The organism is Streptomyces sp. NPDC057445, assembly GCF_042802855.1.
Lineage (GTDB): Bacteria > Actinomycetota > Actinomycetes > Streptomycetales > Streptomycetaceae > Streptomyces.
The window spans coordinates 47,454-64,906 of the sequence record NZ_JBHVDH010000024.1; the positions used below are offsets into that span (position 1 = coordinate 47,454).

12 protein-coding genes are annotated in these 17,453 nt (G+C 68.0%); 3 read left to right on the plus strand and 9 right to left on the minus strand.

Features of this window, described 5'->3' with window-relative positions; all coding sequences use genetic code 11:
- The first annotated feature begins 69 nt into the window (after positions 1-69).
- Positions 70-618: a GNAT family N-acetyltransferase gene (locus ACFU5O_RS32120; protein ID WP_384245782.1), complete on the plus strand. Its 549-nt coding sequence runs from the start codon at positions 70-72 to the stop codon at positions 616-618.
- Between the two features lie 281 nt (positions 619-899).
- On the opposite strand, the gene ltaE is transcribed toward ACFU5O_RS32120, so the two are convergent.
- From ltaE to ACFU5O_RS32145, 5 genes are read right to left on the minus strand one after another with little or no spacing between them, the layout of a single operon-like run.
- Positions 900-1,943 (minus strand): low-specificity L-threonine aldolase, encoded by a 1,044-nt coding sequence (gene ltaE, locus ACFU5O_RS32125; protein ID WP_384245784.1) that lies wholly within the window; start codon positions 1,941-1,943, stop codon positions 900-902.
- 16 nt (positions 1,944-1,959) lie between these two features.
- Complete coding sequence (locus tag ACFU5O_RS32130) at positions 1,960-4,227, minus strand: pyridoxal-phosphate dependent enzyme (RefSeq protein WP_384245785.1); 2,268 nt, start codon at positions 4,225-4,227, stop codon at positions 1,960-1,962.
- On the minus strand, positions 4,214-5,170 hold the full coding sequence (locus ACFU5O_RS32135) for a kinase (protein ID WP_384245787.1): 957 nt from the start codon (positions 5,168-5,170) through the stop codon (positions 4,214-4,216). Before ACFU5O_RS32135 ends, ACFU5O_RS32130 begins: the two co-directional genes overlap by 14 nt.
- Positions 5,167-6,663: an argininosuccinate lyase gene (locus ACFU5O_RS32140; RefSeq protein ID WP_384245789.1), complete on the minus strand. Its 1,497-nt coding sequence runs from the start codon at positions 6,661-6,663 to the stop codon at positions 5,167-5,169. The genes ACFU5O_RS32135 and ACFU5O_RS32140 overlap by 4 nt, the downstream gene beginning before the upstream one ends.
- Positions 6,660-9,170: an amino acid adenylation domain-containing protein gene (locus ACFU5O_RS32145; protein ID WP_384245790.1), complete on the minus strand. Its 2,511-nt coding sequence runs from the start codon at positions 9,168-9,170 to the stop codon at positions 6,660-6,662. Before ACFU5O_RS32145 ends, ACFU5O_RS32140 begins: the two co-directional genes overlap by 4 nt.
- 1,030 nt (positions 9,171-10,200) lie before the next feature.
- Between ACFU5O_RS32145 and ACFU5O_RS32150 the strand changes: the two genes are divergently transcribed.
- Positions 10,201-10,941 (plus strand): class I SAM-dependent methyltransferase, encoded by a 741-nt coding sequence (locus ACFU5O_RS32150; protein WP_384245791.1) that lies wholly within the window; start codon positions 10,201-10,203, stop codon positions 10,939-10,941.
- A gap of 41 nt (positions 10,942-10,982) precedes the next feature.
- Complete coding sequence (locus tag ACFU5O_RS32155) at positions 10,983-12,566, plus strand: amino acid adenylation domain-containing protein (protein ID WP_384245793.1); 1,584 nt, start codon at positions 10,983-10,985, stop codon at positions 12,564-12,566.
- A 294-nt stretch (positions 12,567-12,860) separates the two neighbouring features.
- Here the strand turns inward: ACFU5O_RS32155 and ACFU5O_RS32160 are convergent, their stop codons facing one another.
- The 4 genes from ACFU5O_RS32160 to ACFU5O_RS32175 form a co-directional block, all read right to left on the minus strand.
- A complete protein-coding gene (locus tag ACFU5O_RS32160; protein WP_384245794.1) occupies positions 12,861-14,231 on the minus strand; it encodes a hypothetical protein in 1,371 nt (456 codons plus the stop codon).
- 13 nt (positions 14,232-14,244) lie between these two features.
- Positions 14,245-15,015, minus strand: a complete 771-nt coding sequence (locus tag ACFU5O_RS32165) for a hypothetical protein (RefSeq protein WP_384245796.1) — start codon at positions 15,013-15,015, stop codon at positions 14,245-14,247.
- 118 nt (positions 15,016-15,133) lie between these two features.
- Positions 15,134-16,066 (minus strand): TauD/TfdA family dioxygenase, encoded by a 933-nt coding sequence (locus ACFU5O_RS32170; protein ID WP_384245797.1) that lies wholly within the window; start codon positions 16,064-16,066, stop codon positions 15,134-15,136.
- Positions 16,067-16,141: 75 nt separating this feature from the next.
- Entirely contained in the window at positions 16,142-17,425 is a 1,284-nt protein-coding gene (locus tag ACFU5O_RS32175) for an aspartate aminotransferase family protein (protein ID WP_384245799.1), read from the minus strand.
- Positions 17,426-17,453: the final 28 nt, after the last annotated feature.

A 17,453-nucleotide genomic window follows, 5' to 3' on the forward strand; every position in this document is an offset into this window, starting at 1 on the left:
CACTTGAGTCTCTGGCTGGAGGGCGGGGACGTGTCCTTCGGATTCCGGGCGTGCGATAAGTTGCCCGCTATGACACGACCCGGACTCGCCGACTGGTTACCTGCCCCGATAAAGACCGAGCGGCTCCTGCTGCGCGCGTCCGAGGCGCGGGACCGTACGGCGTTCATCGAGCTGTTCGCGTCCCCGGAGGTGGGAACCTACATCGGCGGCTCCCGGCCGCGTGATGAACTGGAACGCCTGGTCCCCGAGGTGCCCGGACAGCGCCCTGGCCTTTTCGTGGTCGACCTCGACGGAGAGATGGTCGGGATGATCACGCTCGATCGGCGGGACGCCGAGCGTCGAGGGCACGTCCGTCCCGAGGCCGGGGAGGCCGAGCTCGGCTACATGTTCCTGCCCAAGGCGTGGGGACATGGCTATGCCGCCGAGGCGTGCGCGGCGGCACTCGGCTGGTTCGCCGACGCGTCTCCCGGCGAGCCGGTGGTGCTGTGCACCCAAACCGCCAACGACCGGGCGATGCGCCTCGCCGCGAAGCTGCGGTTCACCGAGGTGGAACGGTTCGAGGAGTACGGAGCCGAGCAGTGGTTCGGCGTGTGGTCACCGGGCAGGTCGTCGGTTTGACGGTGCTGGTCGTCCCGTGGGTGCTTGGAGACTCGCCTGCGCTGGTGCCGGCCGGGCCGGTGCCGGCACCGACCGGTCAGGGATCGTGGACGGCACCCTGCTCCCGGTCCGTGACCGGCAGGTCGCGGCCTCCTCGCGCGACTACCGCGCAGGTGCAGGTCATCATCGATACCGACACCGTGCCGATAGGCGAGTACGGCCAGTTCCTCGGACGGCTGCGGGAGCATTTCGAGAGAGTGATCTGCCGGTTCGGCACCAGCAGCCACCGAAGGACACCAAGATCAGGAACCTTCGCGCACCAGGTCCGCCACGATGGCGACCGCGTGGGAGACGTCTGCTGAGGTGAGACCGCGATGGGTGACGGCCCTGATCCTGCCGTGGCCGAACTCGCCCATCGCCAGCCCGCGCTGCTCCGCTGCGGCCAGGAACCGGCTTTCGTCCAGCCCGTCGGCCGTGACCCTGAACAGCACGATGTTGGTGGCGACCATCGCTGGATCGATGTCGATCCCCTCTACCTTCGCCAAGCCCGCCGCCAGCTGTGCCGCGAGCCGATGGTCTTCGGCGAGCCGGTCGACCATGGAGGTCAGCGCGACCAGCCCGGCAGCCGCGAGCACACCGGCCTGCCGCATACCGCCGCCCAGCATCTTCCGCACGCGCCGTGCCTTGTCGATGAAGGCGATCTCACCCGCGAGTATCGAACCGACGGGTGCCGACAGGCCCTTCGACAGGCAGAACTGGATCGAGTCGGCGTGGGCGGCGATCCGGTCGGCCGGCACACCACTCGCGACGGCGGCGTTGAAGATCCTGGCACCGTCCATGTGGACCAGCAGGCCGTGCCCGGTGGCGAAGCGTTTGAGCTGGGCAAGGTACTCCTGGCTCAGCACCTGCCCGCCCATCCGGTTGTGGGTGTTCTCCACGCAGATGAGGCCGGGCAGGGCGAACTGGGGGTCGTCTGCGTCGGGCGGCATGGCCGCGGTCAGATCGTCCAGCGCAAGAGTGCCGTCGGGCTGGGTCGGTATCGGCTCGTAGACGATGCCGCCGCACACGCTGGCCCCGCCGGCTTCGTACAGATAGATGTCGCTCTCACTGCCCACGAGTACTTTCCCGCCCCGGGGCACGTGCACCAGCAGGGCGGCGAGGTTGGCCATCGTGCCGCTGGGCATGAAGCACGCGGCAGGCTTGCCGACGCTCTTCGCGGCGAGTTCCTCCAGCCGGCTGACCGTGGGGTCCTCGCCATACACGTCGTCCCCGAGCGTGGCCCGCATCATGGCGGTCATCATCTGCTCGGTGGGCAGCGTGAAGGTGTCGCTTCTCATTTCGATCATGTCGGTTCGTCCCCGTTCAGGCGGTGGTCAATCGGGCGGTGATGCGGTCCAGCGCCTCATCGAGCGACTGGTCAAGCTGCGCCACTGAGAGGGCCGACGCGATGACGCACCCGATCCGGTCGTAGGCGTCGGTGGCCGGCCGTACGGGGTCGCCCGGCTGACGTGTCATCCGGACGTCGACGACCCCGGCCACTTCACGGGCCGCTTCGACGCCTTCCAGGTTCGCCAGATGCCCTTCCACGGGGCTCGTGACAAAGGCGACTCCGGTCGGAGTCAGCTCTCCCTCGGTCAACTCGACCGCCAGTCCGGCCGCCGCGCGCAGGTGCTGGATCAGCAGGTCGGGCCCGCCGGCCAGCCTGATCAGTTCGGGAATCATGCCCCCGGCGAGCCGGGCGTTGATCTCGATGATCGTCGGCCCCACAGTGGTCAGACGCAGCTCGGTGTGGCAGGCGCCCTGCCGCAACCCGACCGCCTCGACGGCTGCCCGGACCACGCGCTCGATCTCCTCCGACGAGGGTCCGTCCAGCGGCGCCGGGAAGGCGTGCCGCAGCTCGACGAACGTGGGTGGGAGCGACACCGACTTCCGGGTGATGCCCACCAGGTGGAGCTCACCGTCGACGAAGATCGTCTCAGCGCTGAACTCCGGTCCCTGCACGACATCTTCGACCAGTACCTCCGGCGGGACGGCCTGCTCGCGCACGTTGTGCGTGATCGCGAGGAGCTTCTCGGTGTGCTCCTGAGCCTGCTCGAGGGAGGTGCACAGCAGCACGCCCGTCGACGCCGAATCCGAGGCCGGCTTGACCACGCAGGGCAGGCCCGTGGCCGCGACGGCCGCGGGCACCTCGGCCGCCCGCGTCACGGGAACCGAGACCGGCTGGGGCAGTCCCGCGTCCGTCAGCAGCCGACGGGTCGCCGACTTGCGACGGCACGCGGCCACGGCTGCGGGCGGATTGCCCGGCAGGCCGAGTGATGCGGCCAGCGATGCCACGGCCTCCAGGTAGAACTCGCTGGTGGTCGTGACCCCGGCCAGCTCGTCCGGGGCGAAGTGGGCACGCAGGGTTGTCACGAGCGCGTCCGCGCGGTTGGTGTCACACAGGATGATCTCGCAGTCGGCCTCGCCGATGCCCGGGTACCGGCTGGGCCGGCTGGTGAGCAGCACGGGTGCCAGACCGAGGTCCCTGGATCGCGAGATGGCCAGCATCCCGGTACCAGTGGTGTTCGACTCGACGAACACCAGGCGCTTGCGTGCCGTGGACGGTACTTCCGCGCTCGCCCAGCAGCTGACCTCGGTGCCGTAGGGCACGCGCAGTGGGGTGGTGCGCAAGGGGAGTTCAGCCAGGCCGGTCCGCTCCCAGTAATCGTCATCGTAGATCGAGTTCACATAACGGTCGCCCCGGTCCGGGAAGATGCCGACGACGCGCGTGCCGGGGACGGCGGTAGCGGCCACGTGCTTGAGCACCTGGTAGACCGACCCGGAGGAGTTCCCGGCGAAGATGCCCTCGTCGCGGGCCAGTTCACGGGTCGCGACGAAGGCCTCCCTGTCGTTGAGCCAGTGGATCTCGTCGATCTCCGCATAGTCGAGGTTGCCGGGGATCAAGCTGTTGCCGATGCCGCTCTGCCTGCGCGCCGGCTGGTCGGGCTGGCCGAAGAGGACGCTGCCCACGGCGTCCACGCCGATCACTCGCAACGGATCGGACACCCCTGCGGCTTTCAGCGCCCGGCGCAGGGCACGCGCGGTGCCGCACAGTGATCCGCCGCTGCCGACCGCGCCGACGAGCACGTCGACCCGGCCCAGGTCCGCCACCAGCTCATCGGCCAGGGTCGCGTAGGCCAGAGGGTTCTGCGGGTTCGAGTACTGTCGCGGCCAGAAGGCCCCCGGATGCTCCTCCCGCAGGCCGGCCAGCCGCTCCAGCCGCGCACTCTGCCAGCCGTTGGCGGTCATCGCCTCGACCACGTGCACCGAGCATCCCAGCGCCTTCAGCTTCGCGAGCGTGACCGCGTCGATGCGGGGGTCTGTCACGATGTGCACCGGATGGCCCAGCGCGTGACCCGCCAGGGCAAGGCCCAGTGCCATCGTGCCCGAGGAACTCTCGATGATCGGCGCGCCGGGCGCCAGCACTCCGTTCGCCCGGGCCTCGCGGATGATCTGGCGGGCGACCCGGTCCTTCATCGCGAACTGGTTCTGCAGCTCAAGCTTGGCCATCGCCGTCACGTCCGGCGGCGCGGCCCGCAGCCGCACCAGCGGGGTGTGTCCGATGGCTTCGACGAGGTCATTGAAGAGCATCGCTTGTTCCGCTTCCTGTCGACTCGAAACCCAAGCTCTGGAAACAGAGCACTCGTTCGTGGTGCACGAGTTGCCCACACCGGTTGATGGCCTCGGCCAGTCGGCTCCGGAAGTGCGGGATGTCGTGGGGGAGCATCAGGCCGATCGTCGACCCGCTGTGCCCTGTCACCACACCGACCCCGCCGACCTCGGCACTGAGGGCGGTCATCGCGTCCAGTGTCCGCTTGGGGCACAGACGCTGATTGAGGTGGGCGCTGCGGGTCGCCACCCGCCCGATCACGGCGGTGTCGCCGGCCCTCACCGCTGTCCGGGCCTCGTCCAGGAGCCGGGCGTACTCCTCCCGCTCCGCCGGAGAGAAGTTCTTGGGGATCCGGTTGAAAGCGACGGTGTCCACGGTTCCGCCTTCGTCGATGCCCACAATGGTCATCGGCGGCAGCACGCCGAGCCGGTCCAGCAGGGCGACGTTGCGGTGCTCGAACGCCACCACTCCCGGGTACATGACGCCGTCCGTCGGCTCGACCGGACGGAGCAAGTCCTCAATGGCGGCCGGCGCCAGCTCGACGCCGACCGAGCTCGCCACCGCCCTTGCCGTCGCCACCAGATCGGCCGATGAACTCGCCAGGCCTTTTCCCTCCGGGAGAGAGCCGCTGAGCCTCAGCGATCCGCCACCGGAGGTGAAACGGCCGAGCACGGCTTCGGCGACCCTGCGGGCTTTCGTCTTCGTGGCCGGGAACACCTCGACCCCGTCGCGTGCGCTCTCGTACTCGAACGTCGCGGTGACCCATCTGGCGATCGGCAGGGTGACGAGGAAGTCGGGGCCGTCGTCGGGCAACGCCCCTTGGAGCAGTTCCCCGAAGGTGCCGAAGGCGGAGCTGACGGCGACGGCACGGACGTGCGGCCCAACGTGTCTGCCCGTGTGCTCCACGAGTTGCCGGCTCGTCATGCGTCTCCCCCGGGCGCGGGCCGCAAGGAGGCGTCGGTAGCGGCGATCGCGTCCCGCATTGCGGCTCTGCGCGTGTTCCACTGCGCCGCCACCCTGTCGAGCCGCTCACGCTGCTCGGCCAGCAGTGCCTTGACGGAGGCGGGGCTCGCCGAGCCCGCGGACGTCTTCGCGCGCAGCTGCGCGTCCACGTCCGCTGAGCCGGTCAGGAAGGAGGCGGGGTCGTCCAGCGCGTAGCCCGCTTCCCGGGCCGCCGACTCGAGTGCCGCCGGGTTGACGTGCCCGCCACCGCCTTCGGCTTCGGCCAGTACGGCTGTGACGTACTGGCCCGCGACGACCTGAGCGGTCCGCCAGGGTATGCCGGCGCGCAGAGTGAGCTCGTTGGCCAGGCTGAACCCGCCGAAGTGATCCTCTTCGCAGACCGCGCGCATCCGGTCGGTCCGCCACTGCAGCCGGTCGATGACCAGAGTGAAGCCGGTCACCACCGCCCGGACCGTCGCAAACATCGTGCTCACGTGCAGGCCCGCCTCCTTGGAGACCTCCACCATGTTGCTGTAGGGCGTGTTGCGCTGTCCGGTGGCGAAGTCGACGTAGAAGGCCGTCAGATGGCCGGTACGACCCCGCAGGCGTTCCAATAGCGGATAGTTCTTCTTCTGTGGCATGGCGGCCGAGATACCGGCCAGTCCGTCCGGCAGCTCGACCAGCTGGTAAGCACTCGAGGACCAGGCCATGAGGTCGGTCAGGAAGCGACTGAATCCCACGCCCGCGGAGGCGACGTCCGAGGCGACGTCGAGCACCCACTCCCGCGACGCGACAGCAGCCAGCGCGTGCGGCGCCGGGCCGTCGCAGCCGACCGCCCGCGCCAGCCAGTCGCGGTCCCAGGGCAGTTCCTGACCGGCCATGGGCCCGGCACCCAGAGGCGAGAGGTTGATGCGGTCGTAGGTGGCGAGCAGCCTAGACGAGACGTGCAGCGCGTGCTCCACCACGGCGCTGAGGTAGAACCCCGGCGTGATGATCTGTGCCGACTGCAGGTGGGTGTACCCGGGCATCGGAGAGGTGACGTCCTGGGCCGCCCGCTCGTGCGCGACTTCGGCCAGCTCACCCAGCAGGGCCGCGATCTCGCTCACCTGCGACCGGCCGTAGAGCAGTTGGGCACAGGCCTGCAGATCATTGCGGCTGCGGTCGAGGTGCCAGGCCGGTACGGGCTCCGGGAGGGCCTGCGAGACCAGGGTCTCCATCGACAACGCCATGTCGAGCAGGACCGCGTCGGCATGGGCGGTGAGATCCTTCTGGGTCAGCCCGTTGAGCGCTGCCGCGATGTGGCCCACCTGGGCCGATGACAGGACACCCATGCGGTGGTACTCACGCAGCAACGCCTTCTCGATCAGCACGTACCAGGGCAGCAGGTTGGCGACCTCGTGCCGGAACTGCGGCTCAAGGAATTCCTGCCTGATGAATTCGTCCGGCGCTGCCGTGAGCCGGCCAGTCAGTCTCAAAGGGTGCCGCCTTCCTCCATGGTCGCGAGCGTCGCGGTGACGAGACTCGCCGCCGCAGCGGGGTGGCTGCGGACGAGATAGCGACCCGCGCCCTCGATGCCCGTGATCCGCGCCCCCGGCAGCACGGCGGTGCAGCGTGTCACGGCATCGCTCTCGCCGGGAGCACGCGGGATCAGGACGATGGTCGCTGGCAGGTGGAGGGTTCCGGTGAGGCCACCGAGGCAGCGTTCTGCCTCGCCCAGGTCGTGCCGGTAGGCGCGCTCGATCAGCTCGCCGCGGGTCGACCGCGACTGGTCGACGTCGGTAAGCGCGCCGGCATCACGCAACCAGGTCCCGATCTCGCCCGGCGTGACGGCGGCCGGTTCGGCGTCGGCGGAAACCCGCTGGGCGGCTGCGGCCAGGAACAGGTGCAGGGGCGGCACTCCGGTGGCCTGCAGTGACCGGCCCGCCTCCACCGCGAGCGCCACGCCCGCGCCATGGCCCCACAGCGCCACGGGAAGGTCGATGCGGTCGCGGATTTCCTGGACCAGTCGGCCGGCGATTCGGTCCAGGCTGACCAGATCGTCGTCGGGTCGGGCGACGTCATGTCCGGGCAGCTCCACCGCGTACACGGCCACGCCCGATTCGGACAGCTCTCGTGCCATGGCGGCGAAGTTCAGCGCGTTTCCTGCCTCGTACGGTACGCACACCAGCGCAGTGGTCGCATTCGGCGGGTTCGACAAGGTCTGAAGGAGCGGTGAGTCGTCCGAGCGGGCCCCCTCGCCCGAGTCGGCTCCGTCGGCTGCCGCCGCCAGGTCGGCCAGCACCGGGTGTGCCATAAGGTCGACCAGCGAGATGAGCCCGCCGAGCTGCACGACGAGCCGTACGGCTGCCAGCGAGCCGCCGCCGTGCGCGAAGAAGTCGTCGGATCGGCCGACTTCGTCGAGGGGCAGGCCCAGCACTTCCGCCCACGCGATGGCGATGCGCCGTTCGGTAGCGGTCTGCGGCGGTGTCACGCTGTTGCCGCCGGCGCTGCTGGTTTCGAGATCCGCCAGCGCTCGCTTGTCGACCTTTCCGTTGTCCGTGAGCGGAAGTTCGGGCAGCCAGCGCAGGGTGCGCGGGATCAGCTGGACGGGCAGGAGCTTGGCCAACAGGCCTGGCGCGTCCTCGATGGGCGACGCGGCGGTGTAAAAGCCCGCTAGGCGCTTGCTGGCACCGTCCGGCATCACGATGACGCACGCAGATCGGACCCCGGGCACCCGAAGGAGCTGGGCCTCGACCTCGCCGACCTCGACCCGAACGCCGCTGATCTTCACTTGCTCGTCCCGGCGGCCGACGAAACGCAGCCGTCCGTCGGGCAGCCAGTGGCCGTAATCCCCGGTGCGGTAGCGACGCAGCCCGGGCCGGACGGGGTCGGCGCCGAACGCCTCTGCCGTGCGCTCCGGATCGTTGATGTAGCCCCGGCCGACACACACACCGGAGAACGTGATCTCCCCGATCGTGTCGTCCTCCACCGGCAGCCCGTCCTCGCCGACGACGTCGACGAAGACGTTGGCGATCGGCACGCCCACGGTGACCTGGTCGTCCTGCGCCATGCTGCGGATGACCTCGTGCGTGGTGTCGTCCGACGCCTCGGTGGCGCCGTAGGCGTTGACCACGGGTACCCCGGGGCACTGCTTGAACCACCGCGTTAGCACCTGCCGGCTCACTGCCTCGCCCGTGACGCCGAGCATGCGCAGTGAGCCGGGCGCGACGTCGCCGTGCTCCAGCCTGGTGACGATCACGTCCAGGTAGCTGGGGACGAGCTGCAGGACGCCGACGTTCTCCCGGGCCAGCAGCTCGAAGAGCCCGGGGACGTCCAGCAATGTCTCCGGGTCGATGATCACGGTGCTGCCGCCGACGATGAGTGGCGCAATCGCCTGCCACAGCGAGATGTCGAAGCACTGAGATGCTGTCTGGGCGACCACCGTGCCCGGTGCGAGCCCGAACGTGTCCACCTTTGCCAGCAGGTGGTTGATCATGCCGGCGTGCTCACAGGCGGCTCCCTTGGGCGCGCCCGTGGAGCCGGAGGTGAAGTAGATGTAGGCGAGGGTATGGTCCGGGACGCGGTCCGGCCGTGCTTCGGGGCCCTGCGTCGGTACCAGGGGGAGCGCGCGGACGGCTGCGGCCCGGACCGGGCGCGCCGATACCTCACCTTCGACCAGCGCCAGCTGGGATCCGCTGCGGGACAGCAGGTCGACGATGCGCTCGTCGGGGTATGCCGGGTCGATCGGCAGGTAGACACCGCCCGCCTTGAAGATGCCGAGTATCGCGGCCAACCAGTCGAGCGAGCGCTGGCTGATGACCGCTACGACGCCCTCGGGCCGAAGTCCCGCCGCCAGAAGTGCCCCGGCCACCCGTTCCGCGGCGGCGTCCAGTTCCGCGTAGGTCCAGCGAGTGTCGCGGTGCACGGCGGCGGTGGCTGACGGCGTGTTGCGTGCCCACTCCTCGAAGAGTTCGTGAGCACGGCGGTCTGGAAGCGGTCTCACCGGCCCGACTCCGCGTGCGTGCTGACCGCGGGCTGCCTCAACCTGCTCCGTCACAGTGCCAGCCTTTCCGGCCGAACGATTGGCGGCCTAATGTCCAGGGACTGAGTAATGGGAACGAACGGATGCCCGGTGCGGCCTTCTGCCCCGGGCGGTGAGCCGCCAGCACCCGGAGACGTCCGTCAGGCGAACGCTCTTGCGTACAGGCCTCATGGCCGACTGGAGCCGTGGGCCTGCGTGGTGGGCGCCGTGTCGCTGAAACCGGTCGGGTGTGATGGGAGTCGTTCGTCGGTCATGAGTGGTACATGGCGGCGGGGCAGTGGCCTCTCATGAGGAGCAGGCTAATGAGCTGCGGCGTTCTCCCGTACTGACGTCAGTCAGGGATCGGGCCGGTGCAGTGGCCGACGGCGCTGCCGGCGCTCCTCCGCTGCCGGCTTCCGGTCACGTGCCGCTGCCCGGGCGGGCGGAGCGCGTCAGCGATCCGGGTGGCCGGGCACCCAGGCACCCGGGCTCCCGGCAAGGGGACTGATGCGGTGACGGATCAGCCGACGCGGAAAGAGGTGCGGTTCTCCCGCGAGCGGAGGTGGCGGATGGGGGACAGGGAATGCAGGCGGCCGAAAGCGTGCCGGCCGCCTGCGCGGAGGCCGAGACAGTACAGCACCGGGCCGCAACGGCCTGGTCCCGCAGCAGGGCGGGGCCTACGATTGCGCCTTCGGCATCGGCCACCTCAGTACCGGGCCCGCCACGATCCGGCCGGGGCGTGAGCGGTGACGCGTCGGCGAGATAAGAAGTGCCTTTTTGCAGCGGCCATCCGCCCGCTCCGGGCGACCTATCCGAGGCATGCCTGACGGATGTCAGTACACCTGGTGGCGGCGATCGGTAACCTGTTGGTTCAGTAATTTGAGGCAAACCCGATAGTACCGAAAAAACACGCGATTTCGGCAGGCCGAAGCCTGTACGAGTGCGGTTGGTTTGTGCAGCGTAATGGCTGTGTGCAGGTGCGGGATGCGTGTCCATGGGGAAGGACGTCACAATGTCGGACAACGACCAGCGGGCCAGGCTTCTGCGTATCGCCGAATACCGGAAATCGTTCGACGAGCGACTTGATCGCATAGATCAAAAGGCACCGTTCGATTCGGTCCACCACACTGACACGGCAGGATCCGTGGAGATCTGGGAGCTCCCCGACGCCGAGCAGACGTGGGTGGGCCGAAACGCCAGGTACTCGCCCACTCCGGTCCTCACCGTGCGCAACGTGCTCAGCAGGTGTGCGGTCAAACACGAGGAAGTGACATTCGTCGATGTCGGCTGCGGCAAGGGCCGGGTCCTGCTGCTCGCGGCCGAGCTGCCCTTCCGTCGGGTCGTCGGCGTGGAGGCGTCGGAGGCCCTCTGTGCCATAGCCCGGAGCAACATAGAGAAGGCCGGGGAGGCCGGTGGCAATGGCAGGATCGACGTGGTGCACGCCGATGCCACCCAGTTCGAGGTCCCATCTGACGCGGGGCTCTTCTATTTCTATGAGCCGTTTTCGGCGGAGGTCGCCGATGCGGTTCTGGAAAGGATCGAGGACTCGATCCGACAGTATCCCCGGAAGGTCGTCCTCTGCTTTACCGGCCGAGGGCAGCCGGATGGGCAGGGAGCCGATATCGAGACAGCCCCGGTGGCGGCCGCACCGGCAGAGAAGCGAGACCAGTGGAATCTAGTCGAAGTCGTCTCGTCTCCCGATGGCAAGTTTTATGACTCCTTCTTGTACGAGTACACAGGTCGCCAGGCTTAGACCAACCACGATCTCCGTGATCGACTCTCAGGGGGAATCACATGAGCGACGCATATGACGCCACTCGACCGAAGCCGCATCTCGATGCTGCTGTGTCCCTGCCCGACCTGTTCCGCAGGGTCGCAGCGCTTCGTGGCACTGCTCCGGCCGTTCGTGACGAAGGGCGAACACTCAGTTATCAGGAACTCGACCTGCTCTCGGACCGTCTTGCTGCAAAACTCAGGCAAGAAGGCATTCGGACGGGAGATCGAGTCGGGCTGATTCTCCATCGCTCGGCCGAAATACCGATCTCCATTCTTGGCGCTCTGAAGGCGGGTGCCGCTTATGTGCCGCTCGATCCCACCTACCCGGCGGAGCGGCTGCGTTATCTGATCGAGGACGCCGGGCTGACCATCGTCATCGGGGAGTCCGACCGGATCGCCTCCGCCGGGCTCACCGAGGTCCGCGTGGTCTCCCCGGACACCGACGGTGAGGAACTGCCGCCGCTGCCGCCGATCGGCCTCGACGGCAGTGAACTGGCGTACATCCTCTACACCTCCGGGTCGACGGGCGTCCCCAAGGGCTGCATGATCGCCCACCACAGCATGCTCGAACTGCTGCGCAGCGCGGTGTCGGTGTTCGACGTGGATGGCGACGACCGCATCACGCTGTTCCACCCCTACATCTTCGACCTGTCCGTCTCCGAGTTCTGGCTGGCGATGGCCGTCGGAGCCACGTCGGTCGTCGTTCCCCTCAAGATGGCGCAGTCCGCGTCCGACTTCCTCGAACTGCTCCGCCGCGAAGGGGTGACCCTGGCCAGCCAGGTTCCCACATCCCTGCGCGCACTGGCCTATGCCTACGAAGAGGCCGCCAGGCCGCGACTCGCCCTGCGTTACATCCTGGTCGGTGGCGAGGCCGTGGAACTCGACGTCATCGCTGCCTTCTTGGACGGGTACAACGGCGTCCCGCCAACCGTCGTCAACGTGTACGGTCCGACCGAGGCCACGTGCTACGCCACCTGTCACGCGCTGACCCGGGCGGACTTCGAAGGCCTGGTGCGCACGCCAATCGGTAAGGCACTGCCGCACCTGGTCGTCGAAGTACGGGACGAGGCGCTGGAGTTAGTACCGGACGGCGAAGTGGGAGAACTGGTGATCGCCGGTCCGGCGGTCGCGGTGGGCTACCTGGGGCGGCCGGAACTGACGGCCGAGCGTTTCGTCGTCCTCGACACCCCTGCGGGGCCGCTGCGCTACTACCGGACCGGGGACCTGGCCCGGCGCCTTCCGGACGGCTCCTTCGAGTACCTTGGCCGCAACGACCAGCAGGTCAAGGTTCGTGGCGTCCGAGTCGAACTCGGTGAGGTCGAGGCATTCCTTCGGGCCCACGACCTGGTCAAGGACGCCGCAGCCACGGTAGTCACCACTGCGGCCGGCGCTCAGTTCCTCGTCGCGTGCGTGGTGCCGGCAGAGGAGACCGAGGAGAAGCCCCAGGCGCTGCTGCGCCGGCACATGCTCGACTCCGTACCAGCCCACATGGTGCCGGACCGCTACCGGATCGTTCCCGAGCTTCCGTTGACCGCGTCGGGCAAGGTGGACCGCCGGGCTCTGCAGGAGTTGGCGGCCACGCGCCCGGCTCGTCGCCCTTGATTCGGATGCGCACGAGGGGAGCGATTCCCCCATGGCAGCTCATGACACGATCTTGGCCAGGGTGGTCAGGTCCTGGCGTTCCTCGGGATGCCCTCCGTATCCCGCCCGAGGCCACGCACCGCGAGAGGTGGCCCGGGATCGGCGGGAGTCGCAGGCTGAGTCGTCGCACAGGAGGTGCAGCATGACCTGCGAGCAGTCGGTGTCAGCCACCGGCGGCTTCCGAACGGGCCCGAGATCCTGACGTCTCACACGCAGTGATCTCGGGCCTCGTACGGGAACCTCTGCCGGGGCGGACTACTTCCGGTCCGTGTCGGCGGAACGCGCCGATCGCGCCGCCTCACGGAACCGACTGCTGAGCCGCTGGTGCGACAGGGTCGCCAGCACGTAACTCCCGGGGGCGCGTCGTTGCCAACTCAAGTCGAATGCCAGCCGGTGATGAACACGGTTGTACCGGGCTTCGAGGCGTCGGATCGCCGCTCGAACAGCGTCCGGATCATCATGAAGGCTGATGAGTCCCTGAGACTGCAACCACACCGACCCGCTGTGGTACTTAGCCACGGACATGGCAGCGGTTGGGGCCCGCCGAAGAGCGCCGCAGTCGCGGCTGTCGACGAGGAACGCGATCCGAGCCTCCCCCTTCACGTCGACCAGGTCAAAGCCGACCTGGCGACAGCGCAGCAGCCCGCTGTGGTCGAACGAAGCGAGGTGCCCGTACGTGCTGTTGAGGGAGCGATACCCCTGCCCTGAGGCCTGACGCACCATGCCCAGAATCGCCAGCTCGTCCCGGGCCTCGCGCAGCTCCGGCTCGTCCTGCGGGTAGTTCTCGTCCGGCCCCCAGAAGCCGTCGTGCGAGCTTCGCCCAAACGACAAGGGCAGGTCAGCATCGTCGTACCTCGGCGCCAACGCCTCGACATACGGAGCGGAACGGAACGTGGGGTCGTCCCCGAGTTCGTTGCGGACGCGGTAGGCCAAGACCTCCAGCCGAAGGCGCGCGTTCCGCTCGCGCTGGTCCCAACTCGTGTAGTTGCCGTCCCTCTGTTCTCTGATTCTTCGAGTGCTGTACGTCTCGGCCAGCGTGCGGATCAGTTCGCGCTCGGGGTCCGGCGACTGACGGACGAAGCCGTTCACCTCGTAGGAGATCTGACTCCCGATCCCGGCGGAGATGGACAAGGCGACCAGTGGGTCAAGAGCGGTGGCTCTCGCCTTGATCCTGTTCTCCACCGTGCTCATGGCTACGTTCCCACCGCCGGCGGTCACCCAGACCGGCGTGACGCTGACCCGGCCCTGTCCGGTGTGAACGGCCAGGTGCGCGTACGGCCGGTCAGGACTCGGCAGATGGATGGAGCGGCCGTACGGCGGTCGCAGGACGGCACACTCGTCCGTTGTGAGCGCGATGGTCTCCGCCATCCCGGCCAGTTCGGCGATCCCGCGTGCACGCCGAACGATCTCCTGTCGTGCCGCACGGGCCTGGGCCAGGAGGTCGCCGGTGAGGTTCCGTCGCTGCGCGGCACGCGTGAACAACGCGGAAGAGTCGGCGCTTGGTGCCCGGCCCAGCCTCTCCACGGCGTCGCGGCCATAGGCGACCTGGCGTGAGCGGATAGAAGTGCCCGGTCCACCGGCGCGAAGCGCACCCGGCACAGGCAGAACGTCATCGTCTTGCCGCATCAGCGTGCTGTCCTCAAGCCGGGTACGGGGCCGTGTCACGGGGAGGCTCCGAGGAGTCGATCCAGGTCAGGAAGTGCCGCAGCTCGGCCCGCAGCTGATCGACTGACGGCCGCTGCACCTCGACCTCGGTCCTGGTCTGCTCACCCCCGGAGGACGCCCGGTAGACGTTCGTGAAGTCTTCGACGGCTGGCTGCTGCAGGACCAGCGATGCCGCGGCCTTACCGGCGGACCGGGAGATGCAATGCAGGACCTTGTGATCGATGTGGTAGACCGTTCCTGCGGGCAGGACCGCCTCGAACACGCAGCTCAGCTGCTCCCTGCCCTGTGCCTCCAGGGAGAAATTCCTCCCCTGGCCGACCGGCAAGTACTTGAAGTGGTAGTACTCCTCGCCGGGGCCGACTCGGTACTCCTGGGCGAGGTACTCGCCGACCACGAGCGCGGTCGTGAAGTCCCAGCGGTGCGAGTGGATGTCCTCCGTGATGAGTCCCGGGGCGTCTGGCTGCGGGTGCCACATGTGCAGACGCACCTTCCAGGGATTCTCCTCGCCGGCGATCAGCACGAGCTTCAAGAAGTTGTTGGCGTGGTAGTACGAGCGCGCGGCTATCTCGGCCAGAGCGTCGTCGTCAGAGACGATCTGGCCGATGAGGGAACGGAGTTCTCCTGGCTCGGAAAGCTGGCGGACCACCGACTCCGACCCTCGGAAAGTCGTGCCGGGCCCACTGCCCATGACCGCTTCGAGGTGGTCCTTGACATCTTGCAGGGTGGCCTCTGCGAGAACCTGCATCGTGACCATTGCTCCTGTTCTGGACGCTGGTGATCCAGCGCGATTCGCAAGGTGAGGGAGGGCGCGACCGCTGATGAGCGGTCACCCTCATGGGACACATGGTTGATCCAGCGTGTGACTACTCGCCCAGGGTGACGAGAAACTCGGGAGAGCCGGCGAACGGCGAACGGCCCTGGGCCATGCTGATGTTGTCGACGATCAGCAGGTCGCCGCAGCGCCACGAGACACCGATCTTGACCCGGTCGTAGGAGTTCTGAATGGCTGCCAGGTCCTCCGCGGGCACCGGAGATCCGTCACCGAAGAAGGTGTTCATCGGAAGGTGCTCACCGAAGGCATCGGTCATGATCTTACGCTCGACCGGGTCAAGGTTGGCAGAGTTGAGGAAGGATATCTGGTTGAACCAGCATTCCTCCCCGGTCGTCGGGTGATCGACGACAGCGGGCAGGCGGCGCACCGTTTTCAGCGAGCCGCCAGGCAGCCACTCAGCTTCGATCCCCGCAGTCTCGAAGAGTTCTTCGAGTGCCGCGCGGTCCTGTACGGAAAAGGCCTCTCGCCACATGATGCCGAACCCGTGGTGAAAGGAACGGGTCAGCGTCCAGCCACCCTTACGGCAACGCTCGGCGAGGGGCGCAGGAAGGTGATCGAACATCCGGCGCGTGTCACTGAGGTGCGACTGGCCGGCGCCGTCCGGCGGAGCGATGCACGCGGTCAGGATGACCGAAGGATACGTCCTGCTGAAGGAGCCTTCCTGAAATGGGCAGATGATTCGGTCGGCCGGCCAGGCGATCGGCGAGAGGATGCCGTTCCCGAAGTCCTTCCGTTCGTTGAACGCTTCTGCGAGGGTGTGGCTGTTGATACCCAGGGCAGCGCGCGCCTCAGCCAGGCAGTCGGGTCCGTCCATGGGGAGGCCGTGGATGAGAACCGCCCCGTGGACCAGCATGCGGTCACGAATGGTCTCCGCCATGTCCCGCAGCCAGGAGGACGGCGATGCGACCGGTGCGTCGAAGGAAGGGATGCCCACGTGCCGCAGCGTGGGGACGGTTGCGTTCACTTTCGACTCTCCTACATGGCTGGATTGTCCGAGACTCGCCCCGCGAGCGCTCCGCCCCACGACGCGCCCTTCGATTCAGGGCTTGTTCGCGGCGGCAGTGTCCGCGGCGCCGCTCATCTTTTCGACCACTTCCGCCGTGTCGGCGTCGGTCAGCGTCAGCGGGGGCGCAATGCGAATCACACCTCGCTCGTGGCGCGTCATGACGCCCGCATCGGCCGCTGCCTCCGCGATGGCTCCGGCCGACTCCTCGGTGTCGGTCTCGATGGCGATTACCAGGCCGAGTCCGCGGACGTCAGTGACCAACGGGTTCGAATCGAGGAGCTTTCGCAGGCCGTCCAGCATCGTGGCACCCTGAGCCGCCGAGTTCTCGACAAGCTTTTCCTCGGCCATGATGTCGAGCACGGTGTTCGCCACGGCGCTCGCCACGGCATGTCCGCCGGTGGTGTGCCCATAGCGAAGTCCCTGCGCGATGGGCTCCCGGACGAACGTCTGCTTGATGGCCGAGGTGACCGCCGTCGCGGCCAGCGGCATGTAGCCGCCGCTGATGCCCTTACTCAGGGTGACGATGTCCGGTGTGATCCCGTCGTGATCGAAGCCGAACATCCGCCCGGTGCGGCCGAATCCGCAGAACACCTCGTCGAGGATGAGCAGTGCTCCGTGCTGGTCGCACAACGCCCTGAGCCTGGTGAGGAAGCCGGCCGGGAGCACGACGCAGCCGCCGAGGCCCAGCAGCGGTTCCACCATGACCGCAGCCGCAGGGGGGCCGGTCTCCAGGGCTTTGGCGAACAGCGCGATCAACGCGTCGGCGCTCTCCTCGGTCCGCATCTCGCGCGGCGCAGCGGGCAGCGCGATGTGCTCGATCGGGAACGGCGGGGCCCACTCACTGACGGTGAACGGCAGGCCGGACAGCTGCTGAGCGAGGTAGGTCGTGCCGTGGTACGCCGCTTCGAAGGTGATAACCCGGTTGCGGTCCTCACCGATGTTGCGCCAGTACTGCAGTGCGATCCTCAGGGCCGCCTCGGTGGCCTCCGAGCCACTGTTGAGCAGGACAATCTCGTTCAGCTCGCCCGGCAGAATCTCGGCCAGCCGCGACGCCAGTGTCTCGGCCGGATCGTGGCTCGACACCATGGGATCGTAGTGGACGAGCTGCTGGAACTGCCGGTTCGCGGCCTGGAGCAGACGCGGATGCCCGTGCCCGCAAGAGGCGTTGAGGACTCCGGAGATGGCGTCCAGGTACCAGTTGCCCTCCGCGTCGCGTACGCGGGTGCCCTGCGCGTCGACGATCCGCAGCGAGTTGGCCTGCTGGGTGATCGGCGTCCAAGGCCGCCACAGCGAACTGGGTGACGTGGAACTGTGCATATCTCAACTCTCCAGTGAGCCGGTGGTG